This is a genomic window from Pseudomonas sp. SGAir0191, assembly GCF_002812565.2.
GTDB lineage: Bacteria > Pseudomonadota > Gammaproteobacteria > Pseudomonadales > Pseudomonadaceae > Aquipseudomonas > Aquipseudomonas parafulva_B.
In genome coordinates this window covers 2,191,093-2,208,579 of record NZ_CP025035.2, presented here as the reverse complement: position 1 = coordinate 2,208,579, position 17,487 = coordinate 2,191,093, and the positions used below count along the sequence as shown (strand labels likewise).

The window sequence follows — 17,487 nt, the reverse complement described above, 5'->3', positions numbered from 1 at the left end:
GTAGATACCGTCTTGACCCTCACCTCGCAAGCGCGATTTGAGGGTCGACCGGCTTGCCGGATTTTAATGCTCAGTCACCTGCCCCAGATCATCACCCGATGTCTGCTTCATGTCGCTTGTGCGCAGCTTTTTCACCGCCTTGACCTCGATAGGCTCCCCCTGGTTACCCCAACTGGTGCGGATGAAGTTGACCACGTCAGTCACCTCCTGATCGCTCAGGCGCCAGCCATAGGCCGGCATGGTGAAGGTCGAGGGCGCAGTGCGGGTCGCAGGCAGGGTCCCGCCCTTGAGGATCAAATGGATCAACGAGGTAGCATCCTGGGTCTGCACCACCGGGTTACCGGCAAGCGCTGGAAAGACGCGCGTGTATCCCTTGCCATCGGTACGGTGGCAGGCGGCGCAATTGTCGATATACGCCCCAGCCCCAGGCTTGCTGTCGTCGCCCTTCCACAGCGCATCCGCTACTTGCCGGTCATAGACGTGGGGCGTGTCATTCGGATTGCTGGGCGGCAAGGTCTTCAAGTAGCGCGCGATGGCCGTCAGGTCGGCGTCGCTCATGTACTGCATGCTGTGCTCCACCACATCGCTCATGCCACCGAACACGGCACTGGTGTCGCTGCGGCCAGTCTTGAGAAACTGCACCAGTTGCGCCTCGCTCCAACTGCCCAGGCCATCCTTGTGATCGCCTCGCAGATTCTTCGCCACCCAACCTTCGAGCGGCGCGCTGCCGGCCAGGAAGGCATCGCCCTCCTCTGCACTTAACGCTTTTTCCTGCATGGTCAGTGCCCTTGGGGTATGGCAGGCACCGCAGTGGCCCAGGCCTTCGACCAGGTAAGCTCCGCGATCAACCACCGGATCCCGCTCGGGCAATGGCTGCCAGGGTTCAGGGTCCGGGGCGAATACACCGCGCCAGATCGACAACGGCCAACGCATGCTCAAGGGCCAAGGAATGTCCGTGTCCTTGTTCGGCTCCTGCACGGGGGCCACGCCTTTCATGAAGTAGGCGTACAACGCCTGCATGTCGGGTTCGGTCAACCGGGCATAGGACGGGTATGGCATGGCCGGGTACAGCGTACTGCCATCCTTGCGGACCCCATGGCGCAGGGCACGGTCGAAATCTTCGAAACTGTAATGACCAATGCCCTCGGATGAAGGGGTGATGTTGGTCGAGTAAATCGTGCCGATCGGCGTTTCCATCGGCAGTCCACCTGCGAACGGCTTGCCGTCTTTGGCCGTGTGGCACGCCACACAGTCTCCTGCCCGCGCCAGGTACTCACCCTGGCTGACCAGCGCCGGCTCGTCCTGCGCTGCCTGCGCCGTCATGCCTACACCGATCAGGACGGTGGCGATTAACATTCTGTTCATGCTCATCGCTCCTTACACCGCCACCAGGGGGCCGGGGTTCTTCAGGTACCGTTCACGAATGGCCCGCGCCGACCAGTAGGTCAGCGCAGCGACCAGGCCGGTCGGGTTGTAGCCAAGCCCCTGCGGGAATGCCGAGGCCCCAGGCACGAACACGTTGTGCACATCCCAGCACTGCAAATAGCGGTTCAAGGCGCTGGTTTTAGGGTCAGTCCCCATGATCGCCCCACCGTTGAGGTGAGTGGTCTGGTAGGTGGCAGTATTGAAATGCTCGTTCACTTGCTTGCCCAGCACCGCAATGGCCTTGGGGTTCATGGCCTTGGCGATGGCGCTGAGCTTGCCGACCATGAACTGATTCATGCGGATGTCGTTTTCCTGCCAATCGAAGGTCATGCGCAGCAGCGGCAGGCCATAGGCATCACGGTAGGTTGGGTCCAGGTCCAGGTAATTGCCGCGGTAAGACTGGTGTGCGCCGTGCGCATCCATGGAGATCTGGTGGGTGTAGTAGTCGGCCGTGGCCTTTTTCCAGGCGCTGCCCCAGGCGGGGGTGCCCGGGGGGTTGCCTACACCTGCGATGGGCCGCGTCCCTGCCTGGTTGACCCACATCGGCGAGCCACCGACGAAGCCGTGGGGGCCATGGTCGAAATTGTCGGCGTTGAAGTCGTCGATCGCCACGCCATTGCCACCGGCGCCGATGAAGTTGTTGGTGTGCAAGTCCCTGTCGAAGAAGGCCTTGACGGTGCCCATGTTCTGATAGGCGAAATTGCGCCCGACCACACCCTCATTCTTGACCGGGTCGTAGGGCTTGCCGATGCCAGAAAGCAGCATCAGGCGGACATTGTTGAACTGAAAGGCCGACAGGATCACCAGGTCAGCCGGCTGTTCGACTTCACGGCCCTGGGCGTCGATATAGGTCACGCCGGTCGCACGCTGCTTGCTGTCGTCCAGGTTCACCTTCAGCACATGGGCATTGGGCCTTAGCTCGAAGTGCTCCACCTGGCGCAACGCTGGCAGGATGTTCACGTTGGGCGACGCTTTGGAATACATGTAGCACACGTAGCCGCTGCAGAAGCCGCAGAAATTGCACGGTCCCATCTGAGCGCCATACGGGTTGGTGTAAGGGCCGGATGTGTTGGCCGAGGGCAGGTTGTAAGGGTGATAGCCCAACGACGCGGTGGCCTTCTGGAAAACCTGGGCCGACACCACGTTCTTCTGCGAGGGCAGCGGGAACGGATTGGAGCGGTCTGGGGCAAACGGGTTGCCGCCCTTGCCCTGCCCGACCAGCTCACCCTTGACCGTCCAGGCCTGGCCAGAGGTGCCGAACACCTTCTCGGCAAAGTCGAAGTAGGGTTCCAGTTCTTCGTAGCTGACGCCGAAATCCTGAATGGTCATGTCCTGGGGAATGAACGATTTGCCGTAGCGCTCTTCGTAGTGGCTGCGCATGCGCAGCTCCATCGGGTCGACACGAAAGTGCACCCCCGACCAGTGCAAACCGGCACCGCCCACCCCCTTGCCAGGCAAGAACGCGCCCAGCTGGCGGTACGGCAGCGCTACATCGTTGACGGTATGGCGTATGGTCACCGTTTCCTTGGAAAGGTCCACGAACAGTTTCTTGCGCACGCTGTAGGTCAGCTCGTCGATGACTTGCGGATAACTGCCGTCAGGGTACGTGTCCTGCATGGGCCCGCGCTCCAGCGCAACCACGTGCAGGCCGGCCTCGGTCAGCTCCTTGGCCATGATGGCCCCCGTCCAGCCAAAGCCGACGATCACGGCGTCGACCTTCTTCAATGCATTGGCCATGGCTCAGGCCCTCTCGCCGCGAATGGATACAGGGGGGAACGGGTAGCGCTCGTTGCGCTCGGCCCAATCCATGAAGTCGGCGCGCGCTCCGGGAAAGCCGATGAGCTTCCAGCCGACCATGCCCTGGTTGCCGCCGTGCACCGGATCGCAGAAAAAGCCTTCGCGCGTGTTCTGCAGCAGCAGGCTGAAAAAGGCCTTGGCCGGCACGTCCTGCAAAGTCAGCTCGCCAGATTCCAGCTGCGCCAGCACCTTGTCCTGCTGCTCGGGGCTGCGCGCGTGGAAGGCTTTGTTACCGTTGGCCAGGCACCATTGGTGAACACCCGCGATACCTAGGCGGTAAATTTGTTGCGGGGTCAGTTGCAATTGATAGCCAAGCTCTGGCGCCGCATCGGCCTTGAACGGACCTTGCATGTACCACAGCCCGCCACTGGCGTAAGCAGTGCCCATCTGGCGGTCGATATACTGCGCAGCGCCGGCCTCGAGGGCCCCAGGCCCCAGCTCGTCGGCTGGAATGAGACGGCTGACCGCTGCTTGGACAAAAGCGAACTCCTCTGGGGTGAAGAACACAGGATGGTAGGCAGTGCCAGCGGGCTTGGATTCGGGCTGCTCAGGCTGGCGTACCGGCTCGGCCAGTGCGGTGGCACTGCCCAGGCCAATGCCGGTACTGGCCACCGTTACCACTGGTATCAAGGTCAGAGTCTTGCGCAGGAAGTCCCTGCGGGGGTTGTCCGGTACGTGCTCAGACATGTGTAATCCTCATCATCAATCGGCTACCGCGGCAACGGCACGATGAAGACCATTAACAGACGGATGGCGTTCAGAAACGTTTTGAATTAATTGGTGGCTCACTGATAGTGAACACCCATGAACTCCAGCTTTCCTCTGCTGGGTAACAGGCCAACTGGAATACTCAGACTGATGATCCAATCCGATCTGGACCTGTTCGGGGCCCAACCGCAGCACCTGGCACCCTGCACAGTACTGTTGCCTGGTGTCGCGCTGGAAGATGTCGAGCATGTGCTGGATGCGCTTCGCCCGATACTGCGTTGCGCGCCCTGGCGGCACATGCGTACCCCTGGCGGGTTGAACATGGCCGTGGGCCTGACCAACTGCGGCGCACTGGGTTGGATCAGTGACGAACGCGGTTACCGATACAGCCCCGTGGACCCGCTGTCTGGTAGACCCTGGCCGGCGATGCCGCCCGTACTGCTGACCTTGGCCACGCAGTGCGCTGCGCGTGCAGGATTCGAGGGCTTCGTACCGGATGCGTGCCTGATCAATCATTACCAACCAGGTATTCGCCTGAGCCTGCATCAGGACCGCGACGAAAAGGATTTCAGCCAACCCATCGTGTCCCTCTCGCTGGGTTTGCCTGCCGTATTCCTGATGGGTGGATTGCAACGTTCAGACAGAACCCAGCGTATTGCCTTGAATCATGGCGATGTGCTGGTGTGGGGTGGTGAAGACCGTCTACGCTTTCATGGTGTACTGCCCATCAAGCCTGGCGTGCATCCGCGCATGGGCCCGCGCCGCATCAACCTGACGTTTCGCAAGGCAGGCGCCTGAACACCAACGCAATCGAATTGAACGCATGAAGCAGGATTGAACTCCCATGCAGCCTGCAGCCTCCTCAAGTTTCTTCCCTAAAGGAGATCGTCATGACAAATCGACATGCCCCAGCACGTACCACGGTCAGAGAGCAGCGACCATGAGAATGCCAGGCCGCGCTCCTAATGCATCGGTACAACTTGACTACGTCCGCGATACCCTGTTCGGACCCGTGGCGCAAAGTGTCGAGTGCCAGTGCCAGCTCGCACCGCTCAACCTTCAAGGGCGGCCTGCACTGCGCCTGCACATCTGCCCACCCCTGCCCAACAAGGTACACCGAGCGCACAGTGTCGCATTCATCTGGGACGGACGCAGTTACCATGGCGTTGTCAGAGACCAGGGCAAGTGCGGCGACGGCGGGCTCAACCTTCTGCTCGAACTGCAGTGACGGCCGGTTAGAAGCGTCGGTTGCGCCGCGCTGTCAGGCCAACTTCTTCGAGTACACGGGAGCGCCGTCGCGCATTGCGTGTAATTGGCCGACCAGATTGACCAGGTCCCTGCTGCTGTTGAGGCTGCTGAGCGGGACATCACAAAGCGTGACGGCCTGTGTCAGATCCTGACCATTTCCAAGGCGGATGGTCAGGTGTGCGCCGTCGGCGCAGCTGATTTCACACCGATCTGGCAAGCAGGCCTGCTCGATCATCTGTCGCAGTTCCAGTGTCGATACGCCTATCAGAGACATGGCAGAGCCCTCTTTGGATTAGCTGTGGGTGAATAGGCCTGGGTGTCAGGCACAGGATCACAGGAAGAGGAACCTGTCGGGGCGCATGCAACGATGCGGTATCGAAGTGCTGGGTTCCATCTGCACCTTAGTTGAAGAACACGCCGAGTGCTGGGTAGTTCGAGTCGTATCGAATCGGTGCGACGGATGGTGGTCAGCGCACTGGGACGGTGCGCGTTCAGGGCATCCGGCCAAACTTACCTGACTTGAACCCTTCGATGGACTCGATGATTTCATCCCGCGTGTTCATCACGAAGGGGCCGTATGCCACCACCGGCTCGTCGATAGGCTCGCCGCTCAGCACCAGCACACGAGCGTGCTGCGGGGCTTCAAGCAGCACGTCGGCGCCTTCACGGGCCAATATCGTCACCGAGCACGGGCCAGCCTCACAGACCTGGTTCAGCCGCACACCGCCTTGGAGGCTCACCACTGCAGCCGTGCGGCCTGCCGGGACGGGCAGCACCAGTTTGGCGCCGGCCTCAAGGTCCAGGTCCCACACGTCCATTGCCGTAAAAGTGCGAGCCGGGCCGCTCGCGCCTTGATACTCTCCTGCGATCACACGCAGGCTGCCCACGCCCGCACCCAAGTCCACCGTGGGGATATCGGCGCTGGCCAGAGTCTGATAGCCGGCCGGCGCGCGCTTGAACCGGGCCGGAAGGTTCACCCATAGTTGCACCGACTCCAGCACGCCGCCGCTGCGGGCGAACCCAGGTGAATGAAACTCTTCATGAACGATGCCGTCTGCAGCGGTCATCCACTGAACGTCACCCGGTCCTATGACCCCGCCAGCGCCAGTGGAGTCGCGGTGCTCGAGTTCGCCCTGGTAAACGATCGTGACCGTCTCGAAACCCCGGTGTGGGTGAGCTCCGACCCCGCGGCGCGCCGAGGTGGAGGCAAAGGTGTGGGGGCCGGCGTAATCGAGAAGCAGAAACGGGCTGGTGCGACTGACGTCGTTGTCATAGGTGAACAGGCTGCGGACCGGAAAGCCATCGCCGACCCAGTGCCCGGCAGGGTTGGAATGGGTATTCAAAATCGCCTTCATCGTGCGCTCCTCAACGTGCGGGTGCCACCATAACGTTGCATCGACTCACGGGCTAGCTACCTGGAACGGTCCAGCGTGTTCTATGGGTAGGACGCTGGATCGGAGGAAAGCCAGCACCTCCTGCGCCGCAGCCTCAGGATTTTCCTGCATGAAACAGTGTCCGCCAGCGACCTGCTGCGCACTGACATGAGGGTTGAGCGCTGCCAGCCGGATCGCCGAGGCCTGTACATAAGGGTAGGTCTGGCTGCCGTACACCACACGCGTCGGCACGCTGATACGCGCCAGGCTCGACCACAGGTGGGACGGATAGGTACTGAAAATGTCCACTTCGCGGCTTGGACGGCACTTGAGCATTACACCCCCTTCGCCTTCGGCGATCGCGTGCGCCACGTAGGCCTGCAATGCCGCGTCGGTCCAGCCTTTGAAAATGCCCCGCCCTTGCAAGGAAGTCATGGCTGAGGGGCGGTCCGGCCAGGTGCTGCGCCTGCGAGCCGTTTTGCGCGCCAGCGCATGGTGCCGATTCAACCCGAAGCAGGCGGCCAGCTTCATCGAAAACAGCATGCGCCGGCTGAAGATCACCGGGTCGAGTAGCACCGCGCGCTCGAACAGCTGCGGCTCATTGGCCAGCAGCAACCCGGTGAGCACTCCACCGAAGCTATGACCGATGGCAAGCCGGGGTACGTTGCCATACTCAGCCACCTGTGCGCTGAAGGCTTCGGCGGCCAGCGCTGCCGTGCGGTTCCAGCCACGGAATGGGCCGCCGTGGTCACTGTCCCCGTGCCCCTGGACGTCGCTGAGCCAAAGATCGAAGTGCTGGCCCAGGTGCATCAGCAACGGTTGATAGGCCAGCGAGCAGAACCCGTTGCCGTGCAGAACGTGCAGCAGGGGTCGCCCTGTAGGCTCGCTGCGCCAGCCGCGCAGGGTGAACCCTTCGCTACAGTCGTGGGACCACGGTGTCAGTTGCATGATGGGCGCTGCCTTCTGCATCAAGGGTGAAACGCCGATTCTACAAACAGCAGCGGGTAGAGAGAAATGACCAGCAGTGCAGCCATCAGGACATTGAACAGCATCAGCCAGCGCGGGTTCTGCAGCAGGCCGCGCAGCGCACTGCCGAACATGACCCATACCCCCACGCTGGGTAGGTTCACCAAAGCGAACAAGGCGGAGATGACCAGCACGTTAGCGACGTAGCCTTGCGCCGGGGTATAGGTCGTTATTGCGCCGATGGCCATGACCCAGGCCTTCGGGTTGACCCATTGGAAAGCAGCCGCGGCCCAGAAGCCAATAGGCTTGGGCTCTGCCGTAGAAGCGGTGCCAACCGGCCCTGAGGTGGCGATTTTCCAAGCCAGGTACAGCAGATAGCCCGCTCCGGCATAGCGCAGTACGGTGTAGAGCGCAGGCCAAGCCTTGAACACCTCTCCCAGGCCCAGGCCGACGGCAAGCACCATGACCATGAACCCTACGCTGACGCCCAGCGCATGTGGCACCGAGCGGCGCACACCGAAATTCACGCCCGAAGCCAATAGCATGGTGTTGTTGGGCCCAGGAGTGATGGAAGAAACGAATGCGAACAGGACGAAGGCGATCAGCAGGTCGAGCGAGGCGAGCATGACGGGTATTCCACTGGGTTCAGGAAAGGGTTCACACTAGCCCAGTGCACGCTTCACCCTTGCAGTACAGATACAGAGAATTTTGCAGATACACATAGCTGTACCACTCGCAGCCGATAAAGGATAAGCGCTCGATGAGTCTTGTAATTCGCCCTGCCCTACGCACTGACGCCCAACAGATCCTGGATTTCATTACCGAATTGGCCGAGTACGAGCGCGCCCGCGACGAAGTGCTGGCCACTCCCCAGGACATCGAGCGCAGCCTGTTCGACGCAGGCAGCACCGTTCATTGCCTGATGGCCGAACGTGAGGGCCGTGCGATTGGTTTTGCCATTTACTTCTACAGTTACTCGACCTGGCTTGGGCGCAATGGCATCTACCTGGAAGACCTCTACATCACCCCAAACGACCGTGGCGATGGCGCCGGACGTCAGTTGCTCAGGCACATTGCCAAGCAGGCGGTTGCCCAAGGCTGCGGCCGTCTGGAATGGAGTGTGCTGGATTGGAACGAGCCGGCCATTGGGTTTTATGACGCACTAGGGGCGCAACCGCAGAACGAGTGGCTGCGGTATCGGCTCGATGGTGAGCGGCTAATCGCCTTCGCTCAGCAATGATCGAGCGCTTGGCCGCCTCGCCTGTGCATTTGACGCAGCGCAGCGCTCGTGCTTTTCTATCGCATTGCGTCAGGTGCCCCAAGAGGGTGAAACGGGAAATCGGTGCGTCACAGGCCTGTCAGGCAGGCTTTGACTATTCCGGTGCTGCCCCCGCAACGGTAAGCGAGTGAGGCGTCTTTACCACTGTGCCAGGAAATTCGGCATGGGAAGGTGACGCTGCCCAGGAGATACACTCCTCCTCGCAAGCCCGGAGACCGGCCTGGCGTCCATCAACACCCCGCGGTGGGCGGGCGCTGTCGCATTCCTGCGGGTATCGCCTGCAGCTGCCGCGCCTGCCCGTCCCCAACACGCAGAGGAAGGCGCCAATGCCCGTCCCAACCCGCCCGCACGTTACCAGCATCGTTGCCCCCGTATCTCTCAGCCAGCGCATTGTCGTCGCTGTAAGCGCCACCCTGCTGGGCTTGTGCCTGGTCTACTTTGCCGGTTTCTCGCACATCGAAGCCGTTCACAACGCTGCGCATGACACCCGTCACAGCGCCGCCTTCCCCTGCCACTGAGTTGCCGCCCATGATCACGCACATTGCCCGTACGGCGGGCTTCAGCGGACTGCTGGCGGCACTGCTGCTGACCGTGCTGCAAAGTTTGTGGGTCAGCCCGCTGATCCTGGAAGCGGAGACATACGAGGCATCGGCCCCGGCACATGCCCATGCCCAAGGTACCGAGGCTGCCCATGAGCACAGTGACGAGGCCTGGTCACCCGAAGAGGGTTGGCAGCGCACGCTCTCGACCACCGGCGGCAACCTGGTCGTGGCGGTGGGGTTCGCTTTGATACTGGCTGGCTTGTACAGCCTGCGCCAACCGCGCACCACGGCCAGTGGTGCTGCCTGGGGCCTGGCCGGTTTCGCCGTGTTCTGCCTGGCGCCCACGCTCGGGCTGCCGCCGGAGCTGCCGGGCACCGCTGCGGCGGACCTGGCGCAACGCCAGGTCTGGTGGGCTGGCGCTGCGGGTGCCACGGCCGTGGGCCTGGCACTGCTGGTATTTGCCCGCCACTGGGCCTTGAAGGGGGTGGGCGTCATCGTCCTGCTGCTGCCGCACGTGATGGGTGCTCCTCAGCCTGAAATGCACCAGAGTTTGGCTCCAGCGGCGCTGGAGACTCAGTTCCAGCTGGCGTCCTGGCTCACCAATGCAGCATTCTGGCTTGCCCTTGGCCTGATCAGCGCAGCGCTGTATCGCCGCTTCAGCCGACCAGAGTGAAGCCGTTCTACGCAGGGTTTGGCTGCCGCAGGGGTTGCCCGATGGACAGCTTGTTGACCTTGCTCGAACAAGGCCTCGCCCAGCGAGGCCTGGACCCTACGCACCTTCACGGTATCGCCAGCATCGATCTCAAGGCGTACGAGCCAGGGCTGCATGCACTGGCCAGCCACCTGGCGCTGCCCTTGGTGTTCTACCCTGCACCGCACTTGAATCGCTTCGAAACGCATCTGAGCCATCGCTCAGCCGTCGCCTATGCGCACAGCGGGTGCTGGGGCGTGGCAGAGAGTGCAGCGCTGGCCATGGCTGACCAGTACAATGGCGACCCGCAACTGCTGGTCACGCGTCGAACGCTGGGCCCTGCGACCCTGGCCATCGCTCACTGATCCCGCTCACCTTTGTCAATCATTCAGGAATACCATGACGGTTTACTTCATCGGCGCCGGCCCCGGCGACCCCGAGCTGATCACGGTCAAGGGGCAGCGCCTGATTCGCACCTGCCCTGTCATCATCTATGCCGGCTCTCTGGTCCCCCTTGCCGTTCTGGAAGGCCACTGCGCCGATACCCTGATCAACAGCGCAGAACTGCACCTCGAGCAGATCATCGACGCCATCGAGTGCGCCCATGCGCAGGGCAAGGATGTCGCGCGTGTGCACAGCGGTGATCCGAGCCTTTATGGCGCCATCGGTGAACAGATCCGCCATCTGCAGCGTCTTGGCATCGACTATCAGATTGTGCCAGGCGTCACCGCCGTGGCTGCCAGCGCCGCGTTACTGGGATGCGAACTGACCTTGCCCGACGTCGCCCAGAGCGTGATCCTGACCCGCTTCGCAGACAGCTCGCCCATGCCAGCCGGCGAGCAGCTGGAGGCGCTTGCGCGCCATGGCACGACGCTAGTCATTCACCTGGGGGTGAAGCACCTGGCACGCATCGTCGAACAGCTACTGCCTCACTACGGTGGCGACTGCCCCATTGCCGTGGTTTACCGCGCCACTTGGCCGGACCAGGATTGGGTGCGAGGCACACTGGACGACATCGTCGAGCGCGCCACTGTCAAAGGTTATCGCCGCACCGCGTTGATTCTGGTGGGCCGAGTACTGGGCGATACGCCGTTCGCCGAATCGGCCCTTTACCGTGCGGGGCATGCGCACCTGTACCGCGTCTAGCTTGCAAGCCAGTTCTGGTCGGAACACACTGCGTACAGACAGTACCGACAGGAATCACGCTTATGCTGGAATTGCGCCCCAACTGCGAGTGCTGTGATGCCGCTCTGCCCGGTGACAGCCTCGATGCTTTCATCTGCTCCTTCGAGTGCACCTATTGCCGAGAGTGTGCGCAGGAACGTTTGCAAGGCCGATGCCCCAACTGCCAGGGCATGCTTGCAGCTCGACCCGCACGGGTTGGCAAGTCGTTGGCAGAGCACCCTGCATCGTCACTACGCGTAAGTAAAGTACACACAGCGTGTAGCTGATCTTACGGTTCGGCGGCCAACAATAGGCCAAACGCCGCTGAATCGGCCTCCTTTTTGTAGGAATTCTCAACAGCCCCTTGAGGGTAATTCAACACCTCATATACTCGGCATTACCAAAGTTCGGTAATGGTCGTATCGTGCTGCGCTTATGACAACCCGCTTACAGAAGTATTCCTGAGTACCTCAGGAGCTGGACCACATCTGAACAGGAGTTTTCCTAATGACCAACGTGCTGATCGTGGAGGACCACCCCATCGTCCGCTTATCTTTGCGCATGCTGCTCGAACATGAACGTTTCAATGTGATCGCAGAAGTGGGCAATGGCAGTGAAGTCGCGCAAGTGGCACGCGAGCTGAAACCGGACGTGGTGATTCTGGACATCGGTTTGCCTGGGCTGGATGGGATGGAAGTCATCAAACGCCTGCAATCGCTCGATCAGGTGCCCAAAATCATGGTCCTCACCGGCCAGGCAACTGACTTGTATGTACGCCGCTGTCTGGACGCAGGCATCGGCGCATTCGTGACCAAGGAGGAAGATCACGAAGCCTTGCTGTTCGCGCTCAAGGCCCTTGTAAAAGGCTATTCGACGTTCCCGCAGATGTCGGTCAACAGCAATTCGCTGGAAAGCGAGCCGGTGCGCTTGGCGAGCCTTTCCAACCGCGAAATGGAAGTCCTCAGGCGCCTGGCGCGTGGAGAAAGCAACAAGAACATCGGCAGCTGCATGAACCTCAGCGCCAAAACCATCAGCACCTACCGCGGCCGGATCATGGAAAGGCTCAAGACCGAGTCACTGGTGGAGATGGTCGATCTCGCCAAGCGTAACCACGTCTACTGAGCGGCGCATGACGATCAAACGCGTGCTGACGAGCACCGTCCTGCTGATGATGCTGGCGTGCGCCGTCGCGCAGTCGCTGGCCAGCGAGACGCGCAGTTTGCTGGCCCGTTCGGTAAGTGCCACGCAGCCTTTGAATCTGCAAACGGCCGAGCGCCAGTGGCTGGACGCCCGCAAGCGCTTGGTGTTGGGCACCTCCCGGCCCGACTATCCGCCATTCGATATCAATGTCAGTCCCAATGACTACGAAGGCCTGACGGCAGATTACGTCGGCATCATCGCAGAGTTGTTGGGTATAGCCGTTGAAGTCAAACGTTTCGATAGCCGCTATCAGGCCATAGAGGCGCTGCATGAAGGACGCGTGGACGTGCTGGGCAGCTCCAACAGCTTTGAAGCTGCAGACGCCGGGTTGAGCTTGACTACAGCGTACGCCGATGACCTGCCGGTGATCGTGACCCGGGAAGGCCAGCGCCTTGCACCTGCCCACGACCTTGCAGGGCTGCGTCTGGCCATGGTTGACCATTATCTGCCCGCCAATCGTGCCCGCGCCCTTTATCCGGCAGCGCAGCTGAATTTGTATCGCTCCACCCAGGCGGGTCTGGCCGCCGTGGCAATGGGCGAAGCCGACGCCTACCTGGGCGATGCTATCAGCACGGACTATCTGATTGGCAAGACATTCAGAGGCGCACTGCGGATCGATCACTTCTCACCGATTGTTCCTGAAGCGTTTGCCTTTGCAGTGGCACGCGATAACGATGCACTGCGTCAACTGCTCGATAAGGCACTGCGCCGGATTGGCGAAAGCGAGCGCCTGGCCATCCTCAAGCGCTGGAGCAACAGCAACACCAGTCTTTTGTTACAGCGCCACCTGAGTGTACTGACCGACGAGGAGCAAGCCTGGATCACGGCTCACCCGGTCGTAGACGTGTTGATCAATCCGGCCTTGGCGCCCTTGACGTTCTACGATGACCAGCAGCGGCCCAGTGGCATAACCCTGGACCTGCTCAAACAAATTACCCTGAGGACCGGGCTGCAATTTCATGCCAGGCAAGCCGAGTCCGCCCAGTCCATGATCGACCGCCTGGACCAAGGCGACGCAATGATGATCGGCGCGTTGGGTTACGGCGCCGAACGGTCCAAGCACGTGCGCTACACACGGCCCTACCTGATCAGCCCGCGCGTGCTCGTTACCCGCACCGATTACCCGTTGCAGGCCGGTATCCAGCGCTTTGAACCGCAACGAATCGCGTTGATTCGCAGCTCTCCGCAGCGCGCCATGCTGCAACATCGCTACCCCCAGGCCCGGCTTGTCGAAGTCGACAACCCCCTGGACCTGATGGAGGCTGTGGTCAATCGCAGTGCCGATGCCGCTTTGAGCAGCCATATCAATGCGGCGTACTACATCAGTCACGTCTTCAAGAACCGACTTCAGATCGCAAGCATCCTTGACGAAGATCCGGCCGTTGCGGCGTTTGCCGTCGCGGCCGATCAGCCACAATTGCAATCGATCCTGGACAAAGCCTTACTGAGCATAGCGCCCGAAGAACTCGAGCAGTTGATCAATCGCTGGAGGACCAGCACCGTGGTCAGCGACAGCCCATGGCGCAACTACCGAGAACTGGCGCTACAGGTATTGGTCCTTGCGGCGTTGCTGATCGCAGGTGTCGTCTTCTGGAACAGCTACCTGCGCAAACTGATCCAGAAGCGAGTCGAAGCCGAGCGCGCCCTGCAGACACAACTGGCGCTGAGTCGTGGCTTGCTGGAGCAGCTTCGCCATGCCAAGGATGAAGCCGAGCAGGCCAGCCTCATGAAAAGCACGTTCCTGACCACCATGAGCCACGAGATACGCACCCCCATGAATGCCGTGATCGGCTTGTTGGAATTGGCACTCGAGGACAGTCGCGACGGTCGATGCGATACCCACATGCTCGAGACCGCGCATGAGTCAGCACTGGGTCTGCTAGCGCTGATAGGCGATATTCTTGATATTTCCAGGATCGAATCAGGCCACATCAGTTTGCAGCCGACCCCCACCGACCTGGTGGACCTGGTGCGCGCTACCGTTCGCGTCTTCGAGGGCAATGCGAGGGCCAAGGGCCTTGAGCTTGCCTGTGACCTACCCACCGAACCGGTGTGGGTTCAGGTAGATGCTGCGCGCCTGAAGCAGGTGCTGTCGAATTTGATCAGCAATGCGATCAAGTTCACCGACCGTGGTGAAGTCCACACCTCGATGCACACGTCGTTGCAAGGAGAACGCCAGTGCGTCGAGCTTTGTGTGCGCGACTCGGGTATTGGCATAAGTTCTGCGGACCAGGCGCGTCTGTTCAATGCATTCGTTCAGGTCGACGGGCCCCGTGCGCGCCAGGGCACCGGGCTGGGTCTTGTCATTAGCCGGGCTCTTGCCGAGCTCATGGGCGGTACGCTGACGCTGCAAAGTGTCGAAGGCGTGGGCACCAAGGTACAGATCGTGATGGCCCTGCCCCAGTGCGCCCCTGAGCTCAGTGCCGACAAGCAGGACTCAGGCACGGACCTTGACGTTTGCACGATGAACATTCTGGTCGTGGACGACTATCCGGCCAACCTGCTGTTGCTTGACCGCCAGTTGCGCGCACTGGGACATCGGGTGACCCAGGCGCAGAACGGCGAAATCGCGCTGCAACTGTGGCGTGAAGCGCACTTTGACGTGGTGATCACCGACTGCAGCATGCCTGTGATGGACGGTCACGAACTGGCCCGCCGTATCCGTGCTCAAGAACGCCGGCAAGGATTGTCGCCCGTAATGATTCTGGGGGTGACCGCCAATGCCCAGGCCGAGGAGCGGGAGCGATGCCTGGCCAGCGGAATGAATGACTGCCTGTTCAAGCCTATCGGCCTGCACGGCCTCAAGGCACACCTGCCCCAGTCAGCTGGCAAGCCGCAAGCGGCCCCTGCACCTGCCCGGCCCGTTGGCTTGAACCTGGCCGAATTACGTCACCTGACCCGCGACGACGACGATTTGATCCGGCATCTGATCGAGCAGTTGTCGCAAAGCGTGGCCGAAGACCTTGCAACGCTGCGTACGCTTGACGGGCAAGCCCCGGATGGCGCACTCAAGGCGTTGGCTCACCGTATCAAGGGTGGGGCCAAAATGCTCAAGGTACGTCACCTGGTTGCCGACTGCGAAGCGCTCGAGCAGGCGCTTGCAGCAGGTGGTCCTGTAGACGACTTGCGTCGCGTACTCCAGGACACCCTGCAAGTGCTGCTGCAAGACCTGATTGCCACTTTGGAGACGATGCCCAAACCACCAGAGCGGAACTGAAGCGGTTGCATCACTTGGGTGTTGAATCTCAGGAGCTTTCTCGCACCATCAACTCAAACCCCAGGTCCTGCCGGGCTGGCGTCACGGCTTTGCCATCGAGCAGCGTCAACAATGCCTGGGCGGCGACCCGCCCCACCGCAGCCCTTGGCGTGCGAATGGAAGTAAGCCTGGGCACCATGTGCGCCGAAGCCGGCAGATCGTTGAAGCCAACCATGGCAACCTGCTGCGGGACATTGATGCCCTGGCGCAGCGCTTGAAGCACCGCACCCTGGGCGAGGTCATCGTTGCAAAAGAAGATGCCGTCCACCGCCGGCGCCTGCCTGATCAGACGGCTGAACAGCTCACCGCCAAGTGCAATGGACGACGGTGCTGGGGTCAGGACCTCTCGCTCGGCCGCATGCAACCCAGCTTCTGCCAGCGCTTGGCGAAAGCCCTCGGCCCGCTGCATGACCCGGGGATCGAGCTGTGCCGCAATGAATCCAGGCCGTGTGCAACCACGTTCGATCAGGTGTTGAGCCGCGGCCCGGCCCGCTTGGTGCTGGGAAAAGCCTACCGCCAACGCGTCGGCATCCCCATCCAGTTCCATCATGTGAACGCAGGGGACGCCACTGGCCGCGAGCATCTGACGTGAAGCGTCAGTGCGTTCGAAACCCGTCAGCAGCATCCCACAGGGCTGATAGGCCAGATAGTTGCGGATGAGGTTTTCTTCCTCGGCGGTATCGTAGTGGTAGTTGCCGATCAGCACCTCCAGCCCACGTGGGCGCATCACATCATGGATGGCTTCGAGGGTGTCGATGAACAATTGGTTGGACAGTGACGGTATGAGCACCACGACCGAGTGGCTGCGGGCAGACGCCAACGCCCGGGCGGCGGGATTGGCCACGTAGCCAAGGGTCGTGGCCGCAGCCATGACCTTGGCAGCGAGTTCAGGGGCCACGGTCGTGACGCCGCGCAAGGCTCGGGATGCAGTTATGGGGGAAACCCCGGACATTCTGGCGACTTCAGCCAGGGTGGGACGACCAGTAGTGCGCGAACCAATGCGGGCCATAATGTTGTAATTTTACTACTTGCAAGGACTGGGAACGGCCTCTAAGGTAGCGCTGTCTCAGGACGTAGGCAACGGCTGTTTGCACGTTGCCCTCAGGTGATTGCCGCACGGCGTCCATACTGCGTAAGCACAAGATCAATAACATTGGGGAGATCGCGCTGCCCGAGCTTAAGACAGCGCTGTCCCACCCTGCAGGAGGTACAGATGAATTCTCCACTGCCCGCCATCGTGGTCATGGGTGTGGCCGGCTGCGGCAAGAGCTGCATCGCATCGGCCATCGCCGCTTCCAGCGGCGGGCACCTGATCGAAGGTGACGCTTTTCACCCGCAGGCCAATATCGACAAGATGAGCGCCGGTATTCCGCTGGATGACAATGACCGTGCTGGTTGGCTGGTCCGTCTGGGCGAGGAAATGCAAGCGATAAGTCAGGCCGGCACTCGACCGATTCTCACCTGTTCCGCACTCAAGCGCAGCTACCGCGACACGCTGCGTTGCGCGATGCCTGGGCTGATGTTCGTCTTTCTTGAGCTCACCCCTGACCAGGCTAAGCAACGGGTTCTGGCGCGACCAGGGCATTTCATGCCGGCCAGCCTCATCCAGAGCCAGTTCGCCGCCCTTGAGCCACCCTACGATGAACCGCTTACCCTGACACTGGATGCCACCCAGCCGATCGTTGCGCTCGCCGAGGCGGTAGACGGCTGGCTCAAGCGCTGCGCCGAGCACAGTGTTGCGCAGACTGCCTGAGCCTGCTCGCACTTCGCATCGCCAAGACAGCGCTGTCTTACCAACGACTTACCCACCAAGCTCCGCCAAAAACAACGATAAGACC

19 protein-coding genes and 1 riboswitch are annotated in these 17,487 nt (G+C 61.3%); of the genes, 11 read left to right on the top strand and 8 right to left on the bottom strand.

The window, feature by feature from the left end:
* Positions 1-63 precede the first annotated feature (63 nt).
* Genes CWR53_RS10065 through CWR53_RS10055 form a run of 3 tightly spaced genes read right to left on the bottom strand, consistent with a single transcriptional unit; the run spans position 64 to position 3,909 of the window.
* Complete coding sequence (locus CWR53_RS10065; RefSeq protein WP_100851410.1) at positions 64-1,365, bottom strand: cytochrome c; 1,302 nt, start codon at positions 1,363-1,365, stop codon at positions 64-66.
* 12 nt (positions 1,366-1,377) lie between these two features.
* Positions 1,378-3,162, bottom strand: a complete 1,785-nt coding sequence (locus CWR53_RS10060; protein WP_058605001.1) for a GMC family oxidoreductase — start codon at positions 3,160-3,162, stop codon at positions 1,378-1,380.
* A 3-nt stretch (positions 3,163-3,165) separates the two neighbouring features.
* On the bottom strand, positions 3,166-3,909 hold the full coding sequence (locus CWR53_RS10055) for a gluconate 2-dehydrogenase subunit 3 family protein (protein ID WP_100851409.1): 744 nt from the start codon (positions 3,907-3,909) through the stop codon (positions 3,166-3,168).
* 171 nt (positions 3,910-4,080) lie between these two features.
* Here CWR53_RS10055 and alkB point away from each other — a divergent pair, with 171 nt between their 5' ends.
* Entirely contained in the window at positions 4,081-4,728 is a 648-nt protein-coding gene (gene alkB, locus CWR53_RS10050; RefSeq protein ID WP_058605003.1) for a DNA oxidative demethylase AlkB, read from the top strand.
* A gap of 142 nt (positions 4,729-4,870) precedes the next feature.
* Positions 4,871-5,158 (top strand): hypothetical protein, encoded by a 288-nt coding sequence (locus CWR53_RS10045; protein ID WP_049695925.1) that lies wholly within the window; start codon positions 4,871-4,873, stop codon positions 5,156-5,158.
* A gap of 33 nt (positions 5,159-5,191) precedes the next feature.
* Here CWR53_RS10045 and CWR53_RS10040 read toward each other — a convergent pair whose 3' ends face one another.
* From CWR53_RS10040 to CWR53_RS10025, 4 genes are all read right to left on the bottom strand, one after another.
* Positions 5,192-5,452, bottom strand: a complete 261-nt coding sequence (locus CWR53_RS10040; RefSeq protein ID WP_058605004.1) for a DUF1652 domain-containing protein — start codon at positions 5,450-5,452, stop codon at positions 5,192-5,194.
* Between the two features lie 217 nt (positions 5,453-5,669).
* Entirely contained in the window at positions 5,670-6,533 is an 864-nt protein-coding gene (locus CWR53_RS10035; RefSeq protein WP_100851408.1) for a pirin family protein, read from the bottom strand.
* A gap of 45 nt (positions 6,534-6,578) precedes the next feature.
* Positions 6,579-7,499 carry an alpha/beta fold hydrolase gene (locus CWR53_RS10030; RefSeq protein ID WP_100852618.1) on the bottom strand — a complete coding sequence of 307 codons (921 nt, stop codon included), beginning with the start codon at positions 7,497-7,499 and terminating at the stop codon, positions 6,579-6,581.
* A gap of 20 nt (positions 7,500-7,519) precedes the next feature.
* Positions 7,520-8,143, bottom strand: a complete 624-nt coding sequence (locus tag CWR53_RS10025; RefSeq protein WP_100851407.1) for a LysE family translocator — start codon at positions 8,141-8,143, stop codon at positions 7,520-7,522.
* Between the two features lie 134 nt (positions 8,144-8,277).
* Here CWR53_RS10025 and CWR53_RS10020 point away from each other — a divergent pair, with 134 nt between their 5' ends.
* From CWR53_RS10020 to CWR53_RS09985, 8 genes are all read left to right on the top strand, one after another.
* Positions 8,278-8,757: a GNAT family N-acetyltransferase gene (locus CWR53_RS10020; RefSeq protein ID WP_058605007.1), complete on the top strand. Its 480-nt coding sequence runs from the start codon at positions 8,278-8,280 to the stop codon at positions 8,755-8,757.
* A 54-nt stretch (positions 8,758-8,811) separates the two neighbouring features.
* A riboswitch (cobalamin riboswitch) is annotated at positions 8,812-9,035 on the top strand.
* Positions 9,036-9,122: 87 nt separating this feature from the next.
* Positions 9,123-9,314 carry a CbtB-domain containing protein gene (locus CWR53_RS10015; RefSeq protein ID WP_100851406.1) on the top strand — a complete coding sequence of 64 codons (192 nt, stop codon included), beginning with the start codon at positions 9,123-9,125 and terminating at the stop codon, positions 9,312-9,314.
* 10 nt (positions 9,315-9,324) lie between these two features.
* Positions 9,325-10,011, top strand: coding sequence for a CbtA family protein (locus CWR53_RS10010; RefSeq protein ID WP_100851405.1), 687 nt, complete (start codon positions 9,325-9,327; stop codon positions 10,009-10,011).
* Positions 10,012-10,052: 41 nt separating this feature from the next.
* Entirely contained in the window at positions 10,053-10,394 is a 342-nt protein-coding gene (locus CWR53_RS10005; RefSeq protein ID WP_375335476.1) for a cobalamin biosynthesis protein, read from the top strand.
* A gap of 34 nt (positions 10,395-10,428) precedes the next feature.
* Positions 10,429-11,175: a precorrin-4 C(11)-methyltransferase gene (gene cobM, locus CWR53_RS10000; RefSeq protein ID WP_100851403.1), complete on the top strand. Its 747-nt coding sequence runs from the start codon at positions 10,429-10,431 to the stop codon at positions 11,173-11,175.
* A 62-nt stretch (positions 11,176-11,237) separates the two neighbouring features.
* Positions 11,238-11,480, top strand: coding sequence for a DUF1272 domain-containing protein (locus CWR53_RS09995; protein ID WP_081322865.1), 243 nt, complete (start codon positions 11,238-11,240; stop codon positions 11,478-11,480).
* A 220-nt stretch (positions 11,481-11,700) separates the two neighbouring features.
* Positions 11,701-12,315, top strand: coding sequence for a response regulator transcription factor (locus tag CWR53_RS09990; RefSeq protein ID WP_100851402.1), 615 nt, complete (start codon positions 11,701-11,703; stop codon positions 12,313-12,315).
* Positions 12,316-12,328: 13 nt separating this feature from the next.
* Positions 12,329-15,610 carry a transporter substrate-binding domain-containing protein gene (locus tag CWR53_RS09985; RefSeq protein ID WP_100852617.1) on the top strand — a complete coding sequence of 1,094 codons (3,282 nt, stop codon included), beginning with the start codon at positions 12,329-12,331 and terminating at the stop codon, positions 15,608-15,610.
* A 28-nt stretch (positions 15,611-15,638) separates the two neighbouring features.
* Here CWR53_RS09985 and CWR53_RS09980 read toward each other — a convergent pair whose 3' ends face one another.
* The gene (locus tag CWR53_RS09980) at positions 15,639-16,658 is read right to left on the bottom strand and encodes a LacI family DNA-binding transcriptional regulator (protein ID WP_058637753.1); all 1,020 of its coding nucleotides are present in this window, start codon (positions 16,656-16,658) and stop codon (positions 15,639-15,641) included.
* A 204-nt stretch (positions 16,659-16,862) separates the two neighbouring features.
* Here CWR53_RS09980 and CWR53_RS09975 point away from each other — a divergent pair, with 204 nt between their 5' ends.
* A complete protein-coding gene (locus tag CWR53_RS09975) occupies positions 16,863-17,402 on the top strand; it encodes a gluconokinase (protein WP_100851401.1) in 540 nt (179 codons plus the stop codon).
* Positions 17,403-17,487 lie beyond the last annotated feature (85 nt).